This is a genomic window from Actinomyces israelii DSM 43320 (genome assembly GCF_000711965.1).
Lineage (GTDB): Bacteria > Actinomycetota > Actinomycetes > Actinomycetales > Actinomycetaceae > Actinomyces > Actinomyces israelii.
This window is the reverse complement of sequence record NZ_JONS01000024.1, coordinates 18,880-33,242: the sequence shown is the minus strand read 5'-3', so window position 1 is coordinate 33,242 and position 14,363 is coordinate 18,880. Positions and strand designations below refer to the sequence as shown.

General features: G+C 73.2%; 14 protein-coding genes and 1 tRNA gene. 4 read left to right on the top strand and 11 right to left on the bottom strand.

From position 1 onward, the window contains the following. Positions 1-4: 4 nt before the first annotated feature. Entirely contained in the window at positions 5-667 is a 663-nt protein-coding gene (locus tag O145_RS09645) for an MptD family putative ECF transporter S component (protein WP_169740338.1), read from the bottom strand. 291 nt (positions 668-958) lie between these two features. Here O145_RS09645 and O145_RS09640 point away from each other — a divergent pair, with 291 nt between their 5' ends. Continuing rightward, a complete protein-coding gene (locus O145_RS09640) occupies positions 959-1,705 on the top strand; it encodes a 4'-phosphopantetheinyl transferase family protein (RefSeq protein ID WP_156966691.1) in 747 nt (248 codons plus the stop codon). A gap of 64 nt (positions 1,706-1,769) precedes the next feature. On the opposite strand, the gene O145_RS09635 is transcribed toward O145_RS09640, so the two are convergent. From O145_RS09635 to O145_RS09620, 4 genes are all read right to left on the bottom strand, one after another. Further along, positions 1,770-1,845: transfer RNA gene (locus tag O145_RS09635), tRNA-Ala, on the bottom strand. Positions 1,846-1,949: 104 nt separating this feature from the next. Continuing rightward, a complete protein-coding gene (locus O145_RS09630; protein ID WP_043562471.1) occupies positions 1,950-3,377 on the bottom strand; it encodes a flagellar biosynthesis protein FlhF in 1,428 nt (475 codons plus the stop codon). A 115-nt stretch (positions 3,378-3,492) separates the two neighbouring features. After that, positions 3,493-4,185: a GNAT family N-acetyltransferase gene (locus O145_RS09625; protein WP_043562470.1), complete on the bottom strand. Its 693-nt coding sequence runs from the start codon at positions 4,183-4,185 to the stop codon at positions 3,493-3,495. A gap of 3 nt (positions 4,186-4,188) precedes the next feature. Further along, positions 4,189-5,400 carry a molybdopterin molybdotransferase MoeA gene (locus O145_RS09620; RefSeq protein WP_043562469.1) on the bottom strand — a complete coding sequence of 404 codons (1,212 nt, stop codon included), beginning with the start codon at positions 5,398-5,400 and terminating at the stop codon, positions 4,189-4,191. A 160-nt stretch (positions 5,401-5,560) separates the two neighbouring features. Between O145_RS09620 and O145_RS09615 the strand changes: the two genes are divergently transcribed. The 3 genes from O145_RS09615 (at position 5,561) to mscL (ending at position 7,663) form a co-directional block, all read left to right on the top strand. After that, positions 5,561-6,238 (top strand): 5-formyltetrahydrofolate cyclo-ligase, encoded by a 678-nt coding sequence (locus O145_RS09615; RefSeq protein WP_052374929.1) that lies wholly within the window; start codon positions 5,561-5,563, stop codon positions 6,236-6,238. A gap of 203 nt (positions 6,239-6,441) precedes the next feature. Continuing rightward, positions 6,442-7,155: an SAF domain-containing protein gene (locus tag O145_RS09610; RefSeq protein WP_404975967.1), complete on the top strand. Its 714-nt coding sequence runs from the start codon at positions 6,442-6,444 to the stop codon at positions 7,153-7,155. A gap of 115 nt (positions 7,156-7,270) precedes the next feature. After that, the gene (gene mscL, locus O145_RS09605) at positions 7,271-7,663 is read left to right on the top strand and encodes a large conductance mechanosensitive channel protein MscL (protein WP_043562467.1); all 393 of its coding nucleotides are present in this window, start codon (positions 7,271-7,273) and stop codon (positions 7,661-7,663) included. 476 nt (positions 7,664-8,139) lie between these two features. Here mscL and O145_RS09600 read toward each other — a convergent pair whose 3' ends face one another. From O145_RS09600 to O145_RS09575, 6 genes are read right to left on the bottom strand one after another with little or no spacing between them, the layout of a single operon-like run. Next, entirely contained in the window at positions 8,140-9,045 is a 906-nt protein-coding gene (locus O145_RS09600; protein ID WP_043562466.1) for a tetratricopeptide repeat protein, read from the bottom strand. Then, on the bottom strand, positions 9,042-10,379 hold the full coding sequence (locus O145_RS09595) for a vWA domain-containing protein (RefSeq protein WP_043562465.1): 1,338 nt from the start codon (positions 10,377-10,379) through the stop codon (positions 9,042-9,044). The genes O145_RS09600 and O145_RS09595 overlap by 4 nt, the downstream gene beginning before the upstream one ends. Further along, entirely contained in the window at positions 10,376-11,431 is a 1,056-nt protein-coding gene (locus O145_RS09590) for a vWA domain-containing protein (protein ID WP_043562464.1), read from the bottom strand. Before O145_RS09590 ends, O145_RS09595 begins: the two co-directional genes overlap by 4 nt. Continuing rightward, positions 11,425-11,946 (bottom strand): hypothetical protein, encoded by a 522-nt coding sequence (locus O145_RS09585; protein WP_043562463.1) that lies wholly within the window; start codon positions 11,944-11,946, stop codon positions 11,425-11,427. The genes O145_RS09590 and O145_RS09585 overlap by 7 nt, the downstream gene beginning before the upstream one ends. A 3-nt stretch (positions 11,947-11,949) precedes the next feature. After that, positions 11,950-12,966: a DUF58 domain-containing protein gene (locus O145_RS09580; protein WP_043562462.1), complete on the bottom strand. Its 1,017-nt coding sequence runs from the start codon at positions 12,964-12,966 to the stop codon at positions 11,950-11,952. Positions 12,967-13,001: 35 nt separating this feature from the next. After that, positions 13,002-14,276, bottom strand: a complete 1,275-nt coding sequence (locus O145_RS09575; RefSeq protein ID WP_043562461.1) for an AAA family ATPase — start codon at positions 14,274-14,276, stop codon at positions 13,002-13,004. Positions 14,277-14,363: the final 87 nt, after the last annotated feature.

The window sequence follows — 14,363 nt, the reverse complement described above, 5'->3', positions numbered from 1 at the left end:
CGCCTCAGGCGACGATACCGGCGCGCGTGAAGTGGCGGGCGAGCATCCGCCGTCCCAGCAGCGTGCCGAGCCAGGCGGCGAGAAGAGTGCCCACCACGATCGCCACCAGGAGCCACTGGTTCGCCGCCGCGATCATCGTGTTCATGTAGGAGTCGTCGGTGCCCTTTCCGACGAGATAGGCGCGATAGGACTGCTGATTGATCCAGACCATGACGTAGCTCGCGAGCGGGGCGAGGGCGAGCACCACGTAGCTGACCGTGTTCAGGCCCGGGCTCCGGAAGCGCCCGAGCGCGGTGATCTCTCCGGCGGCAACGCCCAGCACCAGCGCCGCGACCGCCCACAGCCAGAACATGCCCGTGACGAACAGCACAAGGCCGACTACTGCGCCGAGAATCGCGACCGCCCCGCGCCTGGGGACCTTCGCCACCAGCAGGAGGTACACGGGGGCGCAGAAGAACGCCGCCGAGACCGGCAGCGCATAGGTCAGCACCGGGCTGAACGCGAACGGCATCCCCGCAATGAACATGACCACGACGTACAGCACGCTGTAGACGCCGAGAGTAATCAGGTCCCTCGTGCCCAGCCTTGTCGACGCAGCAGGCTTCCGAGGTGACGAACCGCCATGCGGATTCTCGCGAACATCCTCATTACGCGTCTCCGTACTCACGTTACGACTCCTTTTGGGATGTGCGGCGCACACGCCGGCATCACATAGTTACAATGTGTAACTAAATGGTAGTCGACCGCGCCCGCACCGTCAAGGCCTCTCAAGCGCCGGACACCCCGCGGGACCCGGAACGAGGCGCCCGACCCGCGAAAGACGGAACCGCAGGAAGCGATCGATATCAGTTATAATTTTTTCAGCGCGGATAACGACAGGGAGTCGTAAAATGCGGTCCGGGGCTGCGCGCGACAGGTCGTGCGCTGGCACAAGGCGGATAGGGCGGATGAGGAGATCATGGGCGCCGGTACGATGACGGGCGGGTTCAGAGACCTGCTGCCCACGGCGGTGGAGGTCGAGCAGACGCCGCATGACGCGCCGGCAGGCGTTCTCTTCCCCGAGGAGAGCGCCGTCGTCGCCAAGGCCGTGCCCAGACGCCGCGCCGAATTCGCCGCCGTCCGCGACTGCGCCCGTCGGGCTCTGCGCCGCCTCGGGCAGCCGCCGGCCCCGATCCTCCCGGGCCCCAACCGGGAACCGCGATGGCCCGCGGGGGTGGTCGGAAGCCTCACCCATTGCGAAGGCTGTCGGGCCGCGGCCGTCGCCCGCAGGAGCGACGTCCTGGCCCTGGGCATCGATGCGGAGCCCAATGAGCCGCTGCCGGAGGGCGTGGCCGAGATGGTCGCCGTCGCCGCCGAAGCGCGCCGGATCGCCCGCCTGGCCTGCGTCCAGCCGGATGTCGCGTGGGACCGCCTGCTGTTCAGCGCGAAGGAGAGCATCTACAAGGCCTGGTTCCCGCTCACCCGGACCTGGCTCGACTTCACCGACTGCGAGCTGACCGTCCGCTCAGATGACGGCACCTTCACGGGGCGGCTGCTCGTAGTCGGGCGCCATGCCGGTGGTCGCACAATCGAACGGCTCAACGGGCGGTGGACGGTTCACGGCCGGCACATCCTCACAGCCGTGTGGGAGCCGGCGGCAGGGCCGGCTGGGCTGCAGCGCGCCGGGGCCTTCGCGCCCGGAAGCGCTCTCTCACCGCGGAGATGAACCGATCTCGACGGTCATGACACGGGCCCGCTCCCACCGTCGGGCGGGGCGGGCCCGTTGCGCGTGGTGGAGCTAGGGGGATTCGAACCCCCGACCTTCTCATTGCGAACGAGACGCGCTACCAACTGCGCCATAGCCCCGGGTGCGGGACGATCGTAGCACCGCGGCCGCCGCCGCCCGCAACTCAGCGCTCCGTGACCCGCGCCACCGCCGTCCAGCCCGAGCCAGGGTGTACAGCCCCGGCTCAGGCTCCGGCCGCGCGGCGCTTCTCCAGGACCGCGTCCAGATCGATGGGGTGGAACTCGATCTCCTCCTTCTCCACGCCCTCGGTCGCCAGCGTCCGCAGGCTGCTCGGCCTCGCCGGCACCGGCGCGGACGGGTAGGACTCCTCCTCCAGCTCCTCCAGGGCGCGCCGGGGCGCGCGGGCCGCGAGCGTGTAGGTGGGGGCGGGCACGTGAACCGGGTGCCAGCCCTGCGGCGGGGTCGCAGGCGCGGCCTCCCGCACGGCCTCCCGCGCCGTGGAGGCCGCCTGCCCCGCGCCGCCTGTCGTCGTCCTCCGCTTGCGCGCGGGCGTCGCGTCCCGCTCGGGGCCGGCCTGCCCGGACGCCGGCTCAGGCGCAGGCTCGGAGGGCCCGTCGTCGGCCTCCAGCTCGGTGACCGGCCACGCGACGGCCCTGAGGGCCTGCTGGACCGCCGCCCCCTCGCCGCTGCGAGCCGCCGGACGCTCCGCCGGCTCGGCGGGCTCCTCGGCCGCGCGCCTCCGTCTCGTCCCGTCCGCCGACGGCGCCCCGGCGGCGGACGCGCCCGCACGCTCGGCCGTCCGCACCGCCTCAGCGGCTGACGCCGCAGCCCCGCTCGTCTCGGCCGCCGAGCCCACTGGCTCCGCAGCCTCGCTCGCCGCGGGCGCCCGCCTCGCAGCGGGCGACGCCTTGCGCTTGGCGGCCGCCGCAGTCCTCCTGGCCGGCGCGGAGTCGGCCGGCTCCTCGCCGGCGACCGGCTCCGCCGTCGTCCGCTCGGCGGCCGCGCGCGGCGAGGCCGCCCGCTCGTCCCTGCCCTTGTCCTTGGAGGCGATGGGGTGGACCGACGCCGGGGCGGCGGGCCGCTCCCCGGTGAGGTCGGTCAGCTCGTCCTCAAGCTCGGCGATCCGGCGCCGTTCGCGCCGGTCCAGCGCCGCCGAGGCGAGCGCGGCACGGCGCCCGGCCCCCAGCGACACCAGCAGGAGCACCCCCGGGACGGCGAGGCTCGGCCACGGCAGGGCCGTCAGGGAGCACACCACGACCAGGCCGAGCAGGACCCCCGTAATGGTGCAGGCGATGGCGGCGCGGTGGGAGGCGGCGACACGGCGGCGCTCGCGCGCCTCCTCATGGGCCTGGCGCGCACGGATCAGCTCGCGCTCGGTGCGCAGCGCTCGCACATTCCTCACGGCGGGCCTGTTCATGGCCTTCACCTCCGGTCGACGTCGAAAGATCTGCGCGCGCCCGCCGCCGTCGCACTCCTCGTCGGACGCGTCCGAGGCGAGAGCGTCGCCCGTGGCCAGGACCCGCAGCTCTGAGGAGTAGCGGTCGTCGGCGTTGGACCGGCGCATCACCTCCCGGCGCCCGACCAGAAACGGCAGAAGGTACGCGGAAAGAATCGCCACGAGCGCCACCAGCACCCAAACCTCGATTCCCACCCCTCAACCGTAGGCGGGCCGGGGCCGCCCCGGTAGCCAGAAACCCGGCGTGTTGGCGCAGGGCGATCGAAATCGCAATCCTAAACCACCTCTTGAGCCCCTTGAATACCAGAAGTCACATTCGCCCCAAGCGCCCCACGAATCCGGGGCCGCTCCCCATCTCCTCCGCGACGACCGCGAAGCTCAGGTGGTCCGCCCAGGCGCCATCGATATTCATCAGCCCCCGGCGCAGCCCCTCCTCGCGCAGCCCCAGGCGCCGGCACAGCGCCAGGCTCCGCGCATTCTCCGGGCGGACATTGATCTCGACCCGGTGCAGCCCGACCTCGGGACCCAGCAGGTGGTCCAGGACCATGGCCACGGACAGCGCCATGACGCCCTGCCCCTCCCAGCGCCCGCCGATCCAGTACCCCAGGGTCGCCGAGGAGAACGCCCCCCACTGGATGGGCGCGACCGGCACCTGGCCGGCGAGCACGCCATCGACCTCGACGACGAAGGGCATGGCCGCCCCTCGGCGCGCCAGCCGATTCTGCTGGCGCACGTACGCCGGGAAGGGCCGCAGCGTCTCGGGGCTGCCCGCGGGCAGGGTCGCCTCCCACGGCGTCAGCCGCGCGTCGTCGGCCAGGCGCAGCGCGCACCAGGCCCGCTCGTCGGCCCGCCGCACCGCCCGCAGCCTGACCGTCTCGGGCCCGCGGGCGAGCCCCCGCTCGGTGACCGCCGAGGCCGTCAGCGTCGCGGGCCAGGCGAAGCGCCGTCGTCGTCGCACCGCAGCGCGCACCCCGGCGCCCAGCGAACCCGGGAACCCCCGCACGGCTCAGGCGTCCAGCAGCAGGCAGTGCAGCGTGTCCCCGGCGACCACCGCGCCAGTCGTCTCGGGCACCACGGCGAGCGCGTTGGCCCGCGCCAGGCCGAGCAGACTGGTCGTGCCCGGCCGGGACGTCGGCGCGGCCGCGTAACCGCGCGAGGGCGAGCCGGTCAGGAGGACCGGGACGAGCTCGCGCCTGCCGGCCGGCGAGCGCCAGCCCGCCGAGATCGCCGCCGGCAGGGAGGAGCGGTGCAGGTCCCGCCGTCCCGCGAGCTGCCGCAGGACCGGGCGCACGAAGGCCTCGAAGGCGATCTGCGCGCTCACCGGGTCCCCCGGCAGGCAGAAGATCGGGGTGTCCTCGACCGTGCCCAGGCCCAGCTGCCGGCCCGGCGCCATGGCGACGGCGTCGAAGCGCACCGACCCCAGCGGGGACAGGACGTCCTTGACGGTGTCACCCTGCCCGACCGACAGGCCGCCGGTGGTGATCAGGACGTCGGCCCGCACGAGCTGGTCCTCGATGGTCTCGGCCAGGGCGCCCAGCTCGTCGGGCACGGCGGCCACGCGGAAGGCCCGCCCGCCGGCGTCGGTGACGGCCGAGGCCAGGGCGTGGCCGTTGGCGTCGAAGACCTCGCCCACGTCCCGCGACTGGCCCGGCTCGACCAGCTCGTCGCCGATCGAGACGATGACGACCCGCGGCGCGGGCACGACCTTGACCCGGTAGCGCCCGATGCCGGCCAGCAGGGCGATCTGGCGGGCGGAGACGCGCAGGCCCCGGGGCAGCACCGTCGTGCCGGACGCGACGTCGCCCGCCCGGCGCCGCACGTTCTGACCGGTGCCCGCGGCGGCGCGCACCCGCACCCGGGTGCGCCCGCGGTCGGTGAGCATCCAGGGCACGACGGCGTCGGCGCCCCTGGGCATGGGCGCCCCGGAGTCGATCAGGACGGCGGCCCCGGGCACTATCCGCGTGGGGCGCATGTCGCCCGCCCGGACGGCCTCCATGACCTCCAGCGTCACCGGCGCCGCCTCGGTGGCGGCGGCCAGGTCCGCGCTCATCACCGCGTAGCCGTCCAGCCCGGCCAGGTCGACGGCGGGCAGGTCGAGATCGGCGACGATGTCCTCGGCCAGCACGCAGCCGACGGCGTCGAGCAGGACGACGTCGAGCGGCGCGGCGGGCTTGGCGGTCTCGAGGCACGCGGCGAGGTGCTCGGCAACGGTGCGCATGGGGTTGGCTCCTCCGTGTCCCGCCCGAGCCTGGTGCCCCGGGCATGTCCTCCCCAGGCTACGCGCATGCACGGCCCGTCCCCGGGCAGGCCGGGCAGGGCGGCGCGGCGGCGGCGGGATCGTGGTTGTCCCGCTCCCCCAGCCCGAGAAAAATGAGCCCATGACCATTGACCCCGCCGAGCCCGCCGAGCCCGCCGCCCTGCCCGACACCGCCTCGCTGACGCCATCGGAGACGGAGGACGCCAAGGAGGAGCTGCGCGCGATCCTGCGCTCCCACCGGCGCTCCAGGCACCGTCGCTGCGAGCACGGGCACAACGCCGACTGCGAGGCCCTCACCGAGCACGCCCTGCAGGCCCTCGACGGCGCGAGCACGGTGGCCGCGTACGTCTCGGTCGGGTACGAGCCGTGCACCCGGCAGCTGCTCGACCGTCTTCTCGAGCAGGGCGTCTCCGTGCTCCTGCCGGTGCTCGGCCCGCACCTGGCGCGGTCGTGGGGGGACTTCCGCGGCGCGCGCGATCTCGCCGAGCGGGCGCCCGGGCGGCCCCCCGAGCCCAGCGGCGAGGCCCTGCCCGCCGAGGCGATCGCCCGGGCCGACGCCCTCATCGTCCCGGCCCTGGCAGTGGACCGCGGCGGCCGCCGGCTCGGCCAGGGCGGGGGCTGGTACGACAGGATGCTCCCGCTGCGCCGCGACGGCGTCGGCGTCTTCGCCATGGTGTACGACGACGAGCTCGTCCCCGGGCCGCTGCCGACCGAGGAGCACGACGAGGTCGTGGACGCCGTCATCACCCCGTCCGCCTGGTTCCTGCTGGAGGGCTCGGCCTTCGCCGCCGGGAGCTGAGGCGCGAGGAGGCGCGAGGAGCCCGTCACCCCCGTCACCCCCTTCGCCGAGATCGGTTCACTTCCGCGCCGAGATCGGTTCGGGGCGTCGGGCGGCCACTCGCAGGGCTCCACAGGCCCGGTCCGCCTCCTCGGATCGCGGCGCTGTCCACAGGTTTCGGAACCACAGGTGCGCTTCCGGCCCGGAGGCCTCACCCTGAAGACATGTTCCGACGCAGCCGCTCCTCCCCCGACGCCCCCTCCCGCAGCGCACGCGCGTCCTCCCGCCCGAGAATCCGCCGACCATCGCTCGCCCTGTGGCGCCACCGCCACCTCGTGGTCGCCCTGTGCCTCGGCGCCGCCGCGGTGCTGGCCCTCAACGTGCTTCGCCCCGGACCGGAGCCCGGCCGGAAGGTGCTCGTCGCCGCGCGGCCCATCAGCGCGGGCGAGGTCATCGCGGCCGAGGACCTCGCCACCCGCGCGCTGCCGCCGGATGCCCTTCCCGACGACGGCCTGGCGGGCCCCGAGGTCATCGGCTCGCGGGCGGCGATCAGGCTGGAGAAGGGCACGGTAGTGACCGTCTCGATGACGAGTGCGGCGCTCGCCGTCGGCCTGGGGGACGGCGAGCGGCTGGTCCAGGTCCCGGTGGAGGTCGGGGCGCAGCTGGCCGAACCTGGTGCGCACGTGGACGTCATCGGGGAGGTCGCGGTCCAGGGGACGGACGGCTCCGCTGGCACGGGCACGTTCCACGCGGGCCCGAGCACGGACGTTTTATGCCGTAATGCACGCGTGGTCCTATCGTCGACCGAAGGCGAGGACAGCAGATGGGCGGCGGGGAGGAAGGTCACACTTATAACTCTTGCCGTTCCCGCAGCAAACGCTAGCCTTATTGTTAGCGCGGCCACGAACGGCGCTCTTGGTGTCGTGCTGAGCCCCTGACTCTTGTTCGGTGCCACTGTGCCGCGGCGGCAGCCCATCCGGGCTGCCGGATTCTTATTTCCATCCTTCCGCGAGCGGCCGCACTGCGCCCTCGCCCAGCCAGGAAAGGTCCCCCATGCTCAAGGGATTCAAGGAGTTCATCTCGCAGGGCAACGCCCTGGAGCTCGCCGTCGCCGTCATTATCGGCAACGCCTTCAAGCCGATCGTCGACGCGATCACCAAGGTCATCCTGGACATCCTGGGGCAGATCATCGGCAAGCCGAACTTCGACTCCATCGGCCAGTTCAAGATCTTCGCGGACGGCAGCTACATCCAGCCGGGAACGATCCTGACTCAGGTGGTCAACTTCCTCCTGGTCGCCGTCGCCGTCTACTTCGCCATCGTCCTGCCGATGAACAAGCTCAAGGAGCGCATGACCAAGGCCGAGGAGGACAAGCCCGCCGAGCCGACCGACGTCGAGCTGCTCACCGAGATCCGCGACCTGCTCGCCAACAAGCCTCAGGCCTGATCGCAGCGACCGGCTCGCTCGCGCACTCGCTCTCATCCGCCGGTCTCGGCCCGCTTCCGGGCCGAGACCGGTTCACTTCCGCGCCGGGGCCGGTCCGAGGCGCCGCCGCCTTCTCAGAGGCCAACGACGCCGGGAACCCGCGCCGCAGGGCGGCCCGACTGCGCCGTCGTCGACGCCCGCACGCCCGAGAGGGCGCACCGGCGGGAGGCGGTGCCCATCGGGGCGGTGCCAGCGGGTCGGGCTGCCGGGCACCGCGGTCGAGGAGCAGACCGACGACCGCGAGCCCCAAGGTACGAGCCGAAGGTTGCAGCCTTCCGTACCCTGCGGGACCTCGCAGCCGACCGAGCGGCCGCCCCAGCACCGCCATCATCTGAGAGGCGATTGCGAGCCGGGGCCTCCCGAACCGATCTCGACGCGGAACTCGACCGATCTCGATAAAGGGGCGGGCGCCGGTCGTCCAGGCCGGCCTCCGCCGGTCACCACTGGCGGTTGCCCTTGGGGCCCCCCGTGCTGTCGCCGTTGGCCCGGCCATTGCGGTCCTTGAGCTTCTCGCGCTGCGAATCGCCCGGCGAGGGGCTGGGCGTTGCCGGCGACGTCGTCTCGCTGACGGGGGTCGGCGTCTCACCCGGGCTCGCGGAGGCCGAGCTGGAGGGGCCGCTCGACGGGTCGTCGGAGGGCTTGCCGGACGGGCCGCTGGAAGGCTCGCCCGACGGGTCACTCGACGGGTCGCTCGTCGGGTCCGGGCTCGGCGTGGGCGAGGAGTCCGGCGGCGGCGGGACCTCGCACTCCCCGGCGGCGGCTGTCGCCTGATCCTGGGCGGCCTTCGCCCCGGCCTCGTCACCCGCCTCGGCGGCGCCGCTCGCACGTGAGAGGTAGGCGATGTACAGGTTGACGCGCACAAGGCACTCGGGCGCCCTGGGATCGCGGACCTGCGTCTCCGTCCCGTCCGGGAGCTGGACGGCGACCATGCCCGCCGCGGGCGCGGTCGTGAGCGCCTCCTCCAGCTCGGTGATGGAGCCGTCGACATCGTTGTTCAGCAGACGGGCCGTTCCCAGGTTGTAATGGACCCGCCACTTGTCCAGCCAGGGATCGGCCCTCGCCACCGTCTCGTAGCGGCTCACCGCGGTGGGGTAGTCCCCGGCGATCGCCGCCCGGTTGGCCGCCAGCGTCATGAGGAAGACGAAGCCCATCCAGACCGACACCACCGTCACGACCGCCGCCGGCGCGCCGCCCCAGGCCAGAAGGCGCCGACGACGGCGGAGCCGGGCCGCCCTGCGGCGCGGGTCCTCGGCCCCGTCGGGATCCGAGGAGACGATGGGCGAGCCCGTCCCGATCTCGCCGCCCCTGCCCTCGGGCGCAGAGGGGACCTGCGGCGCGCTCATCGCGGTCCTCCCATCGGTGCGCCCGGTCCGGCGGCCCGGCCGCCCGGGTAGCCGGGCGGCGCGACGGCGCCCGGCACAGGAGCGCCGGGCACGGGGCCGCCCGGCGCGGCCGCCACGGGCACGACGCCTGTCACCGGGACGGCCCGCACCATGGCGCCTGGACCGGCCGGTACGGCGACGGCCCGGCCGCCGGCGCGCCCGGCCGGCGGGCCTCCCGGCGCAGGACCGCCCGGACCCGCGTCTCCCGGCGCAGCGTCGTCGCCCTCCACGGAGCGGGTCAGGTGCGCAGCGGCCCGGTCGGCGCGCCCCAGCTCCACCATCTCCAGGATCAGCAGCATGGCGGCGACGATCCCGAGGGGCCAGATGAAGTAGGTGTGCCTGTGCGAGCGCTCCCGGCCGTCTGAGAACACCTCGGTCACATTGACGCTGGTGAAGTCCCGCGTCGGCACGTCGTCGCTGCCGCCCGTGCGCTGGAAGTAGGGCACGCCCAGGCCGGAGGCCACGTTCTGGAGCTCGGAGGTGTCGGGCTTGGAGACGGCGGGCTGACCGGTATCCGGATCCGTGATGTACGTCGGCTCCGCACTGGGATCGGGGGTCTGCCCGACCTCGAACTCGCGCATCTGGCCGCCGTCGGGCGTCCCGTATCCGAGAACGGCGCCGCCGTCGACCATTGAGCCCACCTGGCTCCACGACAGCCCGGCAGCGCCGGCATCCGAGGCGGCGGCGCCGTCGTCGGTGGGCTCCCCGTCGGACAGGACGTAGACGAGCCTGGCCGCCTCGGGGGAGTTCTCGGAGCTGGCGCGCAGGTCCTGGGAGAGCTGCGGCAGAGCCCGCTCCAGGGAGGACCCGCTGGACCGTGCCGTCTGCTCCTGCTGCAGGGAGTTGATCCACGAGGTCACGGCGTCAATGTCGGAGGTCAGCGGGAGCTCGCGCGCGGCGGCCGTGTCCAGGGCGATAATGGAGAAGCGGGCGGACGCGAAGGCGTCCCGGATGGCCATCAGGTCCTGCCGCACGCCGTCGAGCCTCGTGCCCCCGCCGTTGTCGGGGCCGCCGGCCCAGTCCTCGGCCGCCATCGAGCCGGTGCGGTCCACGACGAGGTAGACCTCGATATTCGACGTCGAGCGCGTCTGGGTGACGGGCACGCTGGGTCCGGCCATGATCAGGACCGTCACGACCGCCAGCGCCACGCGCCTGCCCCAGGTCCACTTCGAACCGGGATCGGCGTCGGGGCGCAGGAGCCAGCGCGCCGACCACGCCAGCGCCGCCGCCAGGAGCACGGCCACGACGGCGACCAGGAGCCACCCCCCGCTGTTGAACATCGGCTCGAAGCTCATGCGCGCCTCCAGGCGGTCAGGACCAGCAGCACGGCGACGGCCACGACGAGATACGCCGCCGGGGTCTGGGGCACGTCGGTGACCCGCACCTCGGTGTCGCCTTCGAGCACGGTGGCCTGGTCGGACTCCAGCTCCTTGACGATCCCCTCGACGGCATCGGGGTCATCGACCTCGTAGAAGAAGCCGCTGTGGTTCTCGGTCACGGATCTCAGGTTGTCGCGCGCCTGCTGCAAGGTCATCCCGGTCAGGGACGGGTCCACGGTGCTGGGATCGGAGCCGAACAGGGAGAACAGGCGGATGTCCTCCTGGGAGGCCAGGTCGGCGGCCTCGTTCAGGGAGTAGATCTGCTGGTTCAGCGGGTCGACGACCTGGTTGTCGCTGGCCAGCACGATCGAGCGCGAGCGGTCCTCCACCTTGTTGTTGTCGAAGGCGAGGCTGCACGAGGCGAGCCCGTCGCCGATGAGGGAGGAGGCCCGGACGCCCTGCGGCATCGTGCCGCTGAAGGTCGTGATGTACTTGTCCGACATCGGGTTGAGATGGCTGGGCCGGAAGTCGAGGGCGTCAGCCGCCTCCTCGAACTGTGAGCGCAGCAGGTCGTAGTCGTCGGTGAGCGGCACCATCGTCTGAGCGGTCGTGTTCCAGGCGACCAGCGCCACGCGCTCGCCCTCGAAGGTGTCCAGCAGCTTGCCGAAGGTGTCGAGGATCTCGACGTCGGCCGAGAGCATCGAGGTGGACACGTCCAGGCACAGCACGATGTCGCGGCTGGCCAGGGCCTTGCTGCGCACGGCGCGGTCCACCGGCCGCCCCGCCACCAGCGAGGCGGCGACCAGCCCGACAACCGCCAGGACGGCCAGGAGGGCGTGCAGGAACCGGCGTCGGCGCACCCGGGCCCGCACGAGCGGGCTGGCCAGGAGCACCGCGGAGTTGGCCACGCGCCTGGGCCCGTCCTTGCCCCGGCCGTCCGGCGGCCACGATATCCTGCCCGTGGCGGCGAGCACGCCGACCAGCAGGCCGAGACCGATCAGGGCCCACGCCAGCCAGGTCATCACCATCGGGTCACTACCTCCCTCGCCTCGCTTACGGCCTCCTCGGCCGCGGCCTCGGGGTCGCGGCCGAAGGAGGGCTGCTCCCACACCGCCAGCAGCTCGCCGACGTGCCCCAGCGGGTTGGTGTCGAGCGGGCGCCGGTGACGGCGCACGAGCCTGAGCCGGTCCTCGATGTCGCGCGGGCCGGCCGTGTCGGACATGTCCAGGATCTCGCGCACCGTCGCGGTCGTGATGTCCTCGCCGCTGCGGGCGGCCGCGAAGCCGCGCAGGATCGACGCGAGCTCGAGGTGCAGGCCGCGCAGGTCGATCTCGCCGGAGGCGAAGCGCGCCTTGGCGGACTCGACGCGGTCGCCCCACCGGCCGCGCTCGGCAGGCGCCATGGGGATGTCGCCCACCTCCCGGCTGAGGTCGCGGCGGGTGACGAGCAGGGACCGCAGCAGCCAGGCCGCGACCAGGACCAGGCCGACGACGGCGACGATGATCATCCACACCGGCATGAGCACCGGGCTGTTGATCTGCACGGCTCAGCGCCTCCCTCTGGAGGAGGCCAGGCGCTGGCGGGCCAGCAGGTCGGCGATCCGGTCGACCATGGAGGCGTCGTCGGCAACGGTGACGTACTCGATGCGGCGGGCGTCCAGCGCGGCGGTCACGGCGATGCGCCTGGCCTGGACCTGCCGGGCCAGACGGACGACCAGCAGCTTGTCCTCGCGCAGGAAGGCGGGGACCTCCCCGGAGAGCTCGACGTCGTGGGCGCGCCCGCGCCCGGGGGTCAGCGGGTCGTCGTCCTCGATCTGGATGACGATGAGCTCGTGCTGGGCCGACAGGCGCCGCAGCAGGTCGACGACGCGGGGGGCGAGGACCGGGTCCGGGTGGGCGGTGTCGGTGATGAGCACCACCAGGCTGCGTCTGCGGTGCCAGATGGAGACCCGGTCGAGAAGAGTGACCAGGTCGGAGGCGGGAGCCCCCGCGGCGAGAAGGCCGGCGCCCGGCGCCGCGCCGTCGGAGTCGGTCAGGTCGTTGAAGAGGTGGGCCAGCTGGGTCAGCAGCGTCTCGGCGTGCTCGGAGCCGGAGCGCGGGGGCCGTGAGACCTGGCGGTCGGCGTCGGCGGCCACGAGCGCGACCGGGTCCCCACGCATGCGCGCCAGGTAGGCGAAGATCTCGGCGACGGCCAGGGCGAGCTCGCGCTTGTCCTCGCCGGCCGGCGTCTGCGCCGCCATGGTGCGCCCGGTGTCCACCGCCAGGACCAGGGGCAGGTTGGCCTCCCGCTGGTAGCGCTTGATGACGGGCTGGCCGATGCGCGCCGAGGCCTTCCAGTCGATGTCGGTCACGTCGTCGCCCGGCCGGTAGAGCGACAGGTCGTCGAAGTCCTGGCCGTGGCCCAGGAGCACCGACTTGTGGCGCCCGTCGAGCAGGCCGGTGGCGCGCCGCAGCGTGGGCAGCGCCAGCCGGCCGCGCACGCGCGCCACCCGGGAGCCGCGCCCCATGGAGGGCCGGGGCGGGGCCTCGGGCGCGTCCGGGGAGGCCTGGGAAGACGTCTTCATCGCTTGATCACCGACAACGTGAGTCCTGCGCCCGGTCAGGGCGTCGGCACCGCGGCGAAGATGGCGTCGATGATCGCCTCGGGGGCGATGTCGTCGGCCAGGGCGTCGTAGGTCAGCACCAGGCGGTGGCGCAGCACGGCGTGGCGCAGGAGGCCGACGTCGTCGGGGGTGACGTAGGTGCGGTCCGCCTGCAGGGCGACGGCCTGGGCGATCTTCATCAGGGCGATGCCGCCGCGCGGGGAGGCGCCCACGCGCACGTGCTTGTCCAGGCCGGGCACGGGCCGCGGGCCGCCGCCGCGGGAGGTGTTGACCAGGGCGACGATGTACTGCTTGATGACCGGGTCCACGTAGACGCGCTCGACGGCGCCCTGGAGCCACTCGACGTCGTCGGTGGAGATGGGCAGGGTCGTGATGGCCTCCTCGAAGGCCCCCGACGAGATGCGGTCCAGGACGTCGGCCTCCTCGGCCGGCTTGGGGTAGGTCAGCACCTCCTTCATGAGGAACCGGTCCATCTGCGCCTCGGGCAGGACGTAGGTGCCCTCCTCCTCGATGGGGTTCTGGGTGGCCAGCACCATGAAGGGGTGGGGCAGGGGGTAGACGACGCCGCCGATGGAGGTCTGCCGCTCCTGCATGGCCTCGAGCATGGCCGACTGGGTCTTGGCGCTGGAGCGGTTGATCTCGTCGAGCAGGACGATGTTGGCGTGGACCGGCCCGAGCTGGGTGGTCATCTCGCCGGTGGCGTAGTTGAGGATCTGGGTGCCCACGATGTCGTTGGGCATGAGGTCGGGGGTGCACTGGATGCGGTGGAAGGAGCCGGAGACCGCGGCGGCCAGCGTCTGGGCCGCCGTCGTCTTGGCCAGGCCGGGGACCGACTCCAGCAGGATGTGCCCGCCCGCGATGAGCGTGGACGTCAGCGCCAGGCGCAGGCGCTTCTGGCCGACCACCCGCTGGGTGAAGGTGTCGGCCACGCGGTGGAGGAGCTCGGAGGCGCGCTCGACGTCCGCCTCGGGCGAGGCGTTGGAGCGGGAGGCGCGCTCCGCCTTGCGCGCCAGCGCCCTGTTGCTGGGCAGGGTGGCGGTGGGAGCGGGATAGGAGGGGCCGGCCGGGTTGGGGGACAGGCCGCGCGGGGCCGAGGGCTGGGAGGTCCTCTCCCGCCGCCCGGGAGCGGAGTGGGACGGCGCCTGCGGCACCGCGGGCACCGCCGGCGCCGACGGCGCGGGTGTCGCCCCGGGAGACACGGTTGGCGGCATGACGGCCTGCCGGCCGGGGTCGGCCGTGACGCCGTAGGACTGAACTGGCTGGTTGCTCATGAAACTCCTCATGCGCCGGAGAGGTGACGGCAGCACCATCGGAAGGCTATACGAGACGCCGGGCTGAGCCCAGGCCGATCGATGGGG

Excerpts from the sequence above, each read along its gene's own strand:
- O145_RS09640 (WP_156966691.1), top strand. The coding sequence starts at position 959 with ATGGGCGCCGGTACGATGACGGGCGGGTTCAGAGACCTGCTGCCCACG.
- O145_RS09620 (WP_043562469.1), bottom strand. The coding sequence starts at position 5,400 with ATGCGCACCGTTGCCGAGCACCTCGCCGCGTGCCTCGAGACCGCCAAG.
- O145_RS09615 (WP_052374929.1), top strand. The coding sequence starts at position 5,561 with ATGACCATTGACCCCGCCGAGCCCGCCGAGCCCGCCGCCCTGCCCGAC.
- O145_RS09610 (WP_404975967.1), top strand. The coding sequence starts at position 6,442 with ATGTTCCGACGCAGCCGCTCCTCCCCCGACGCCCCCTCCCGCAGCGCA.
- mscL (WP_043562467.1), top strand. The coding sequence starts at position 7,271 with ATGCTCAAGGGATTCAAGGAGTTCATCTCGCAGGGCAACGCCCTGGAG.
- O145_RS09600 (WP_043562466.1), bottom strand. The coding sequence starts at position 9,045 with ATGAGCGCGCCGCAGGTCCCCTCTGCGCCCGAGGGCAGGGGCGGCGAG.
- O145_RS09595 (WP_043562465.1), bottom strand. The coding sequence starts at position 10,379 with ATGAGCTTCGAGCCGATGTTCAACAGCGGGGGGTGGCTCCTGGTCGCC.
- O145_RS09590 (WP_043562464.1), bottom strand. The coding sequence starts at position 11,431 with ATGGTGATGACCTGGCTGGCGTGGGCCCTGATCGGTCTCGGCCTGCTG.
- O145_RS09580 (WP_043562462.1), bottom strand. The coding sequence starts at position 12,966 with ATGAAGACGTCTTCCCAGGCCTCCCCGGACGCGCCCGAGGCCCCGCCC.
- O145_RS09575 (WP_043562461.1), bottom strand. The coding sequence starts at position 14,276 with ATGAGCAACCAGCCAGTTCAGTCCTACGGCGTCACGGCCGACCCCGGC.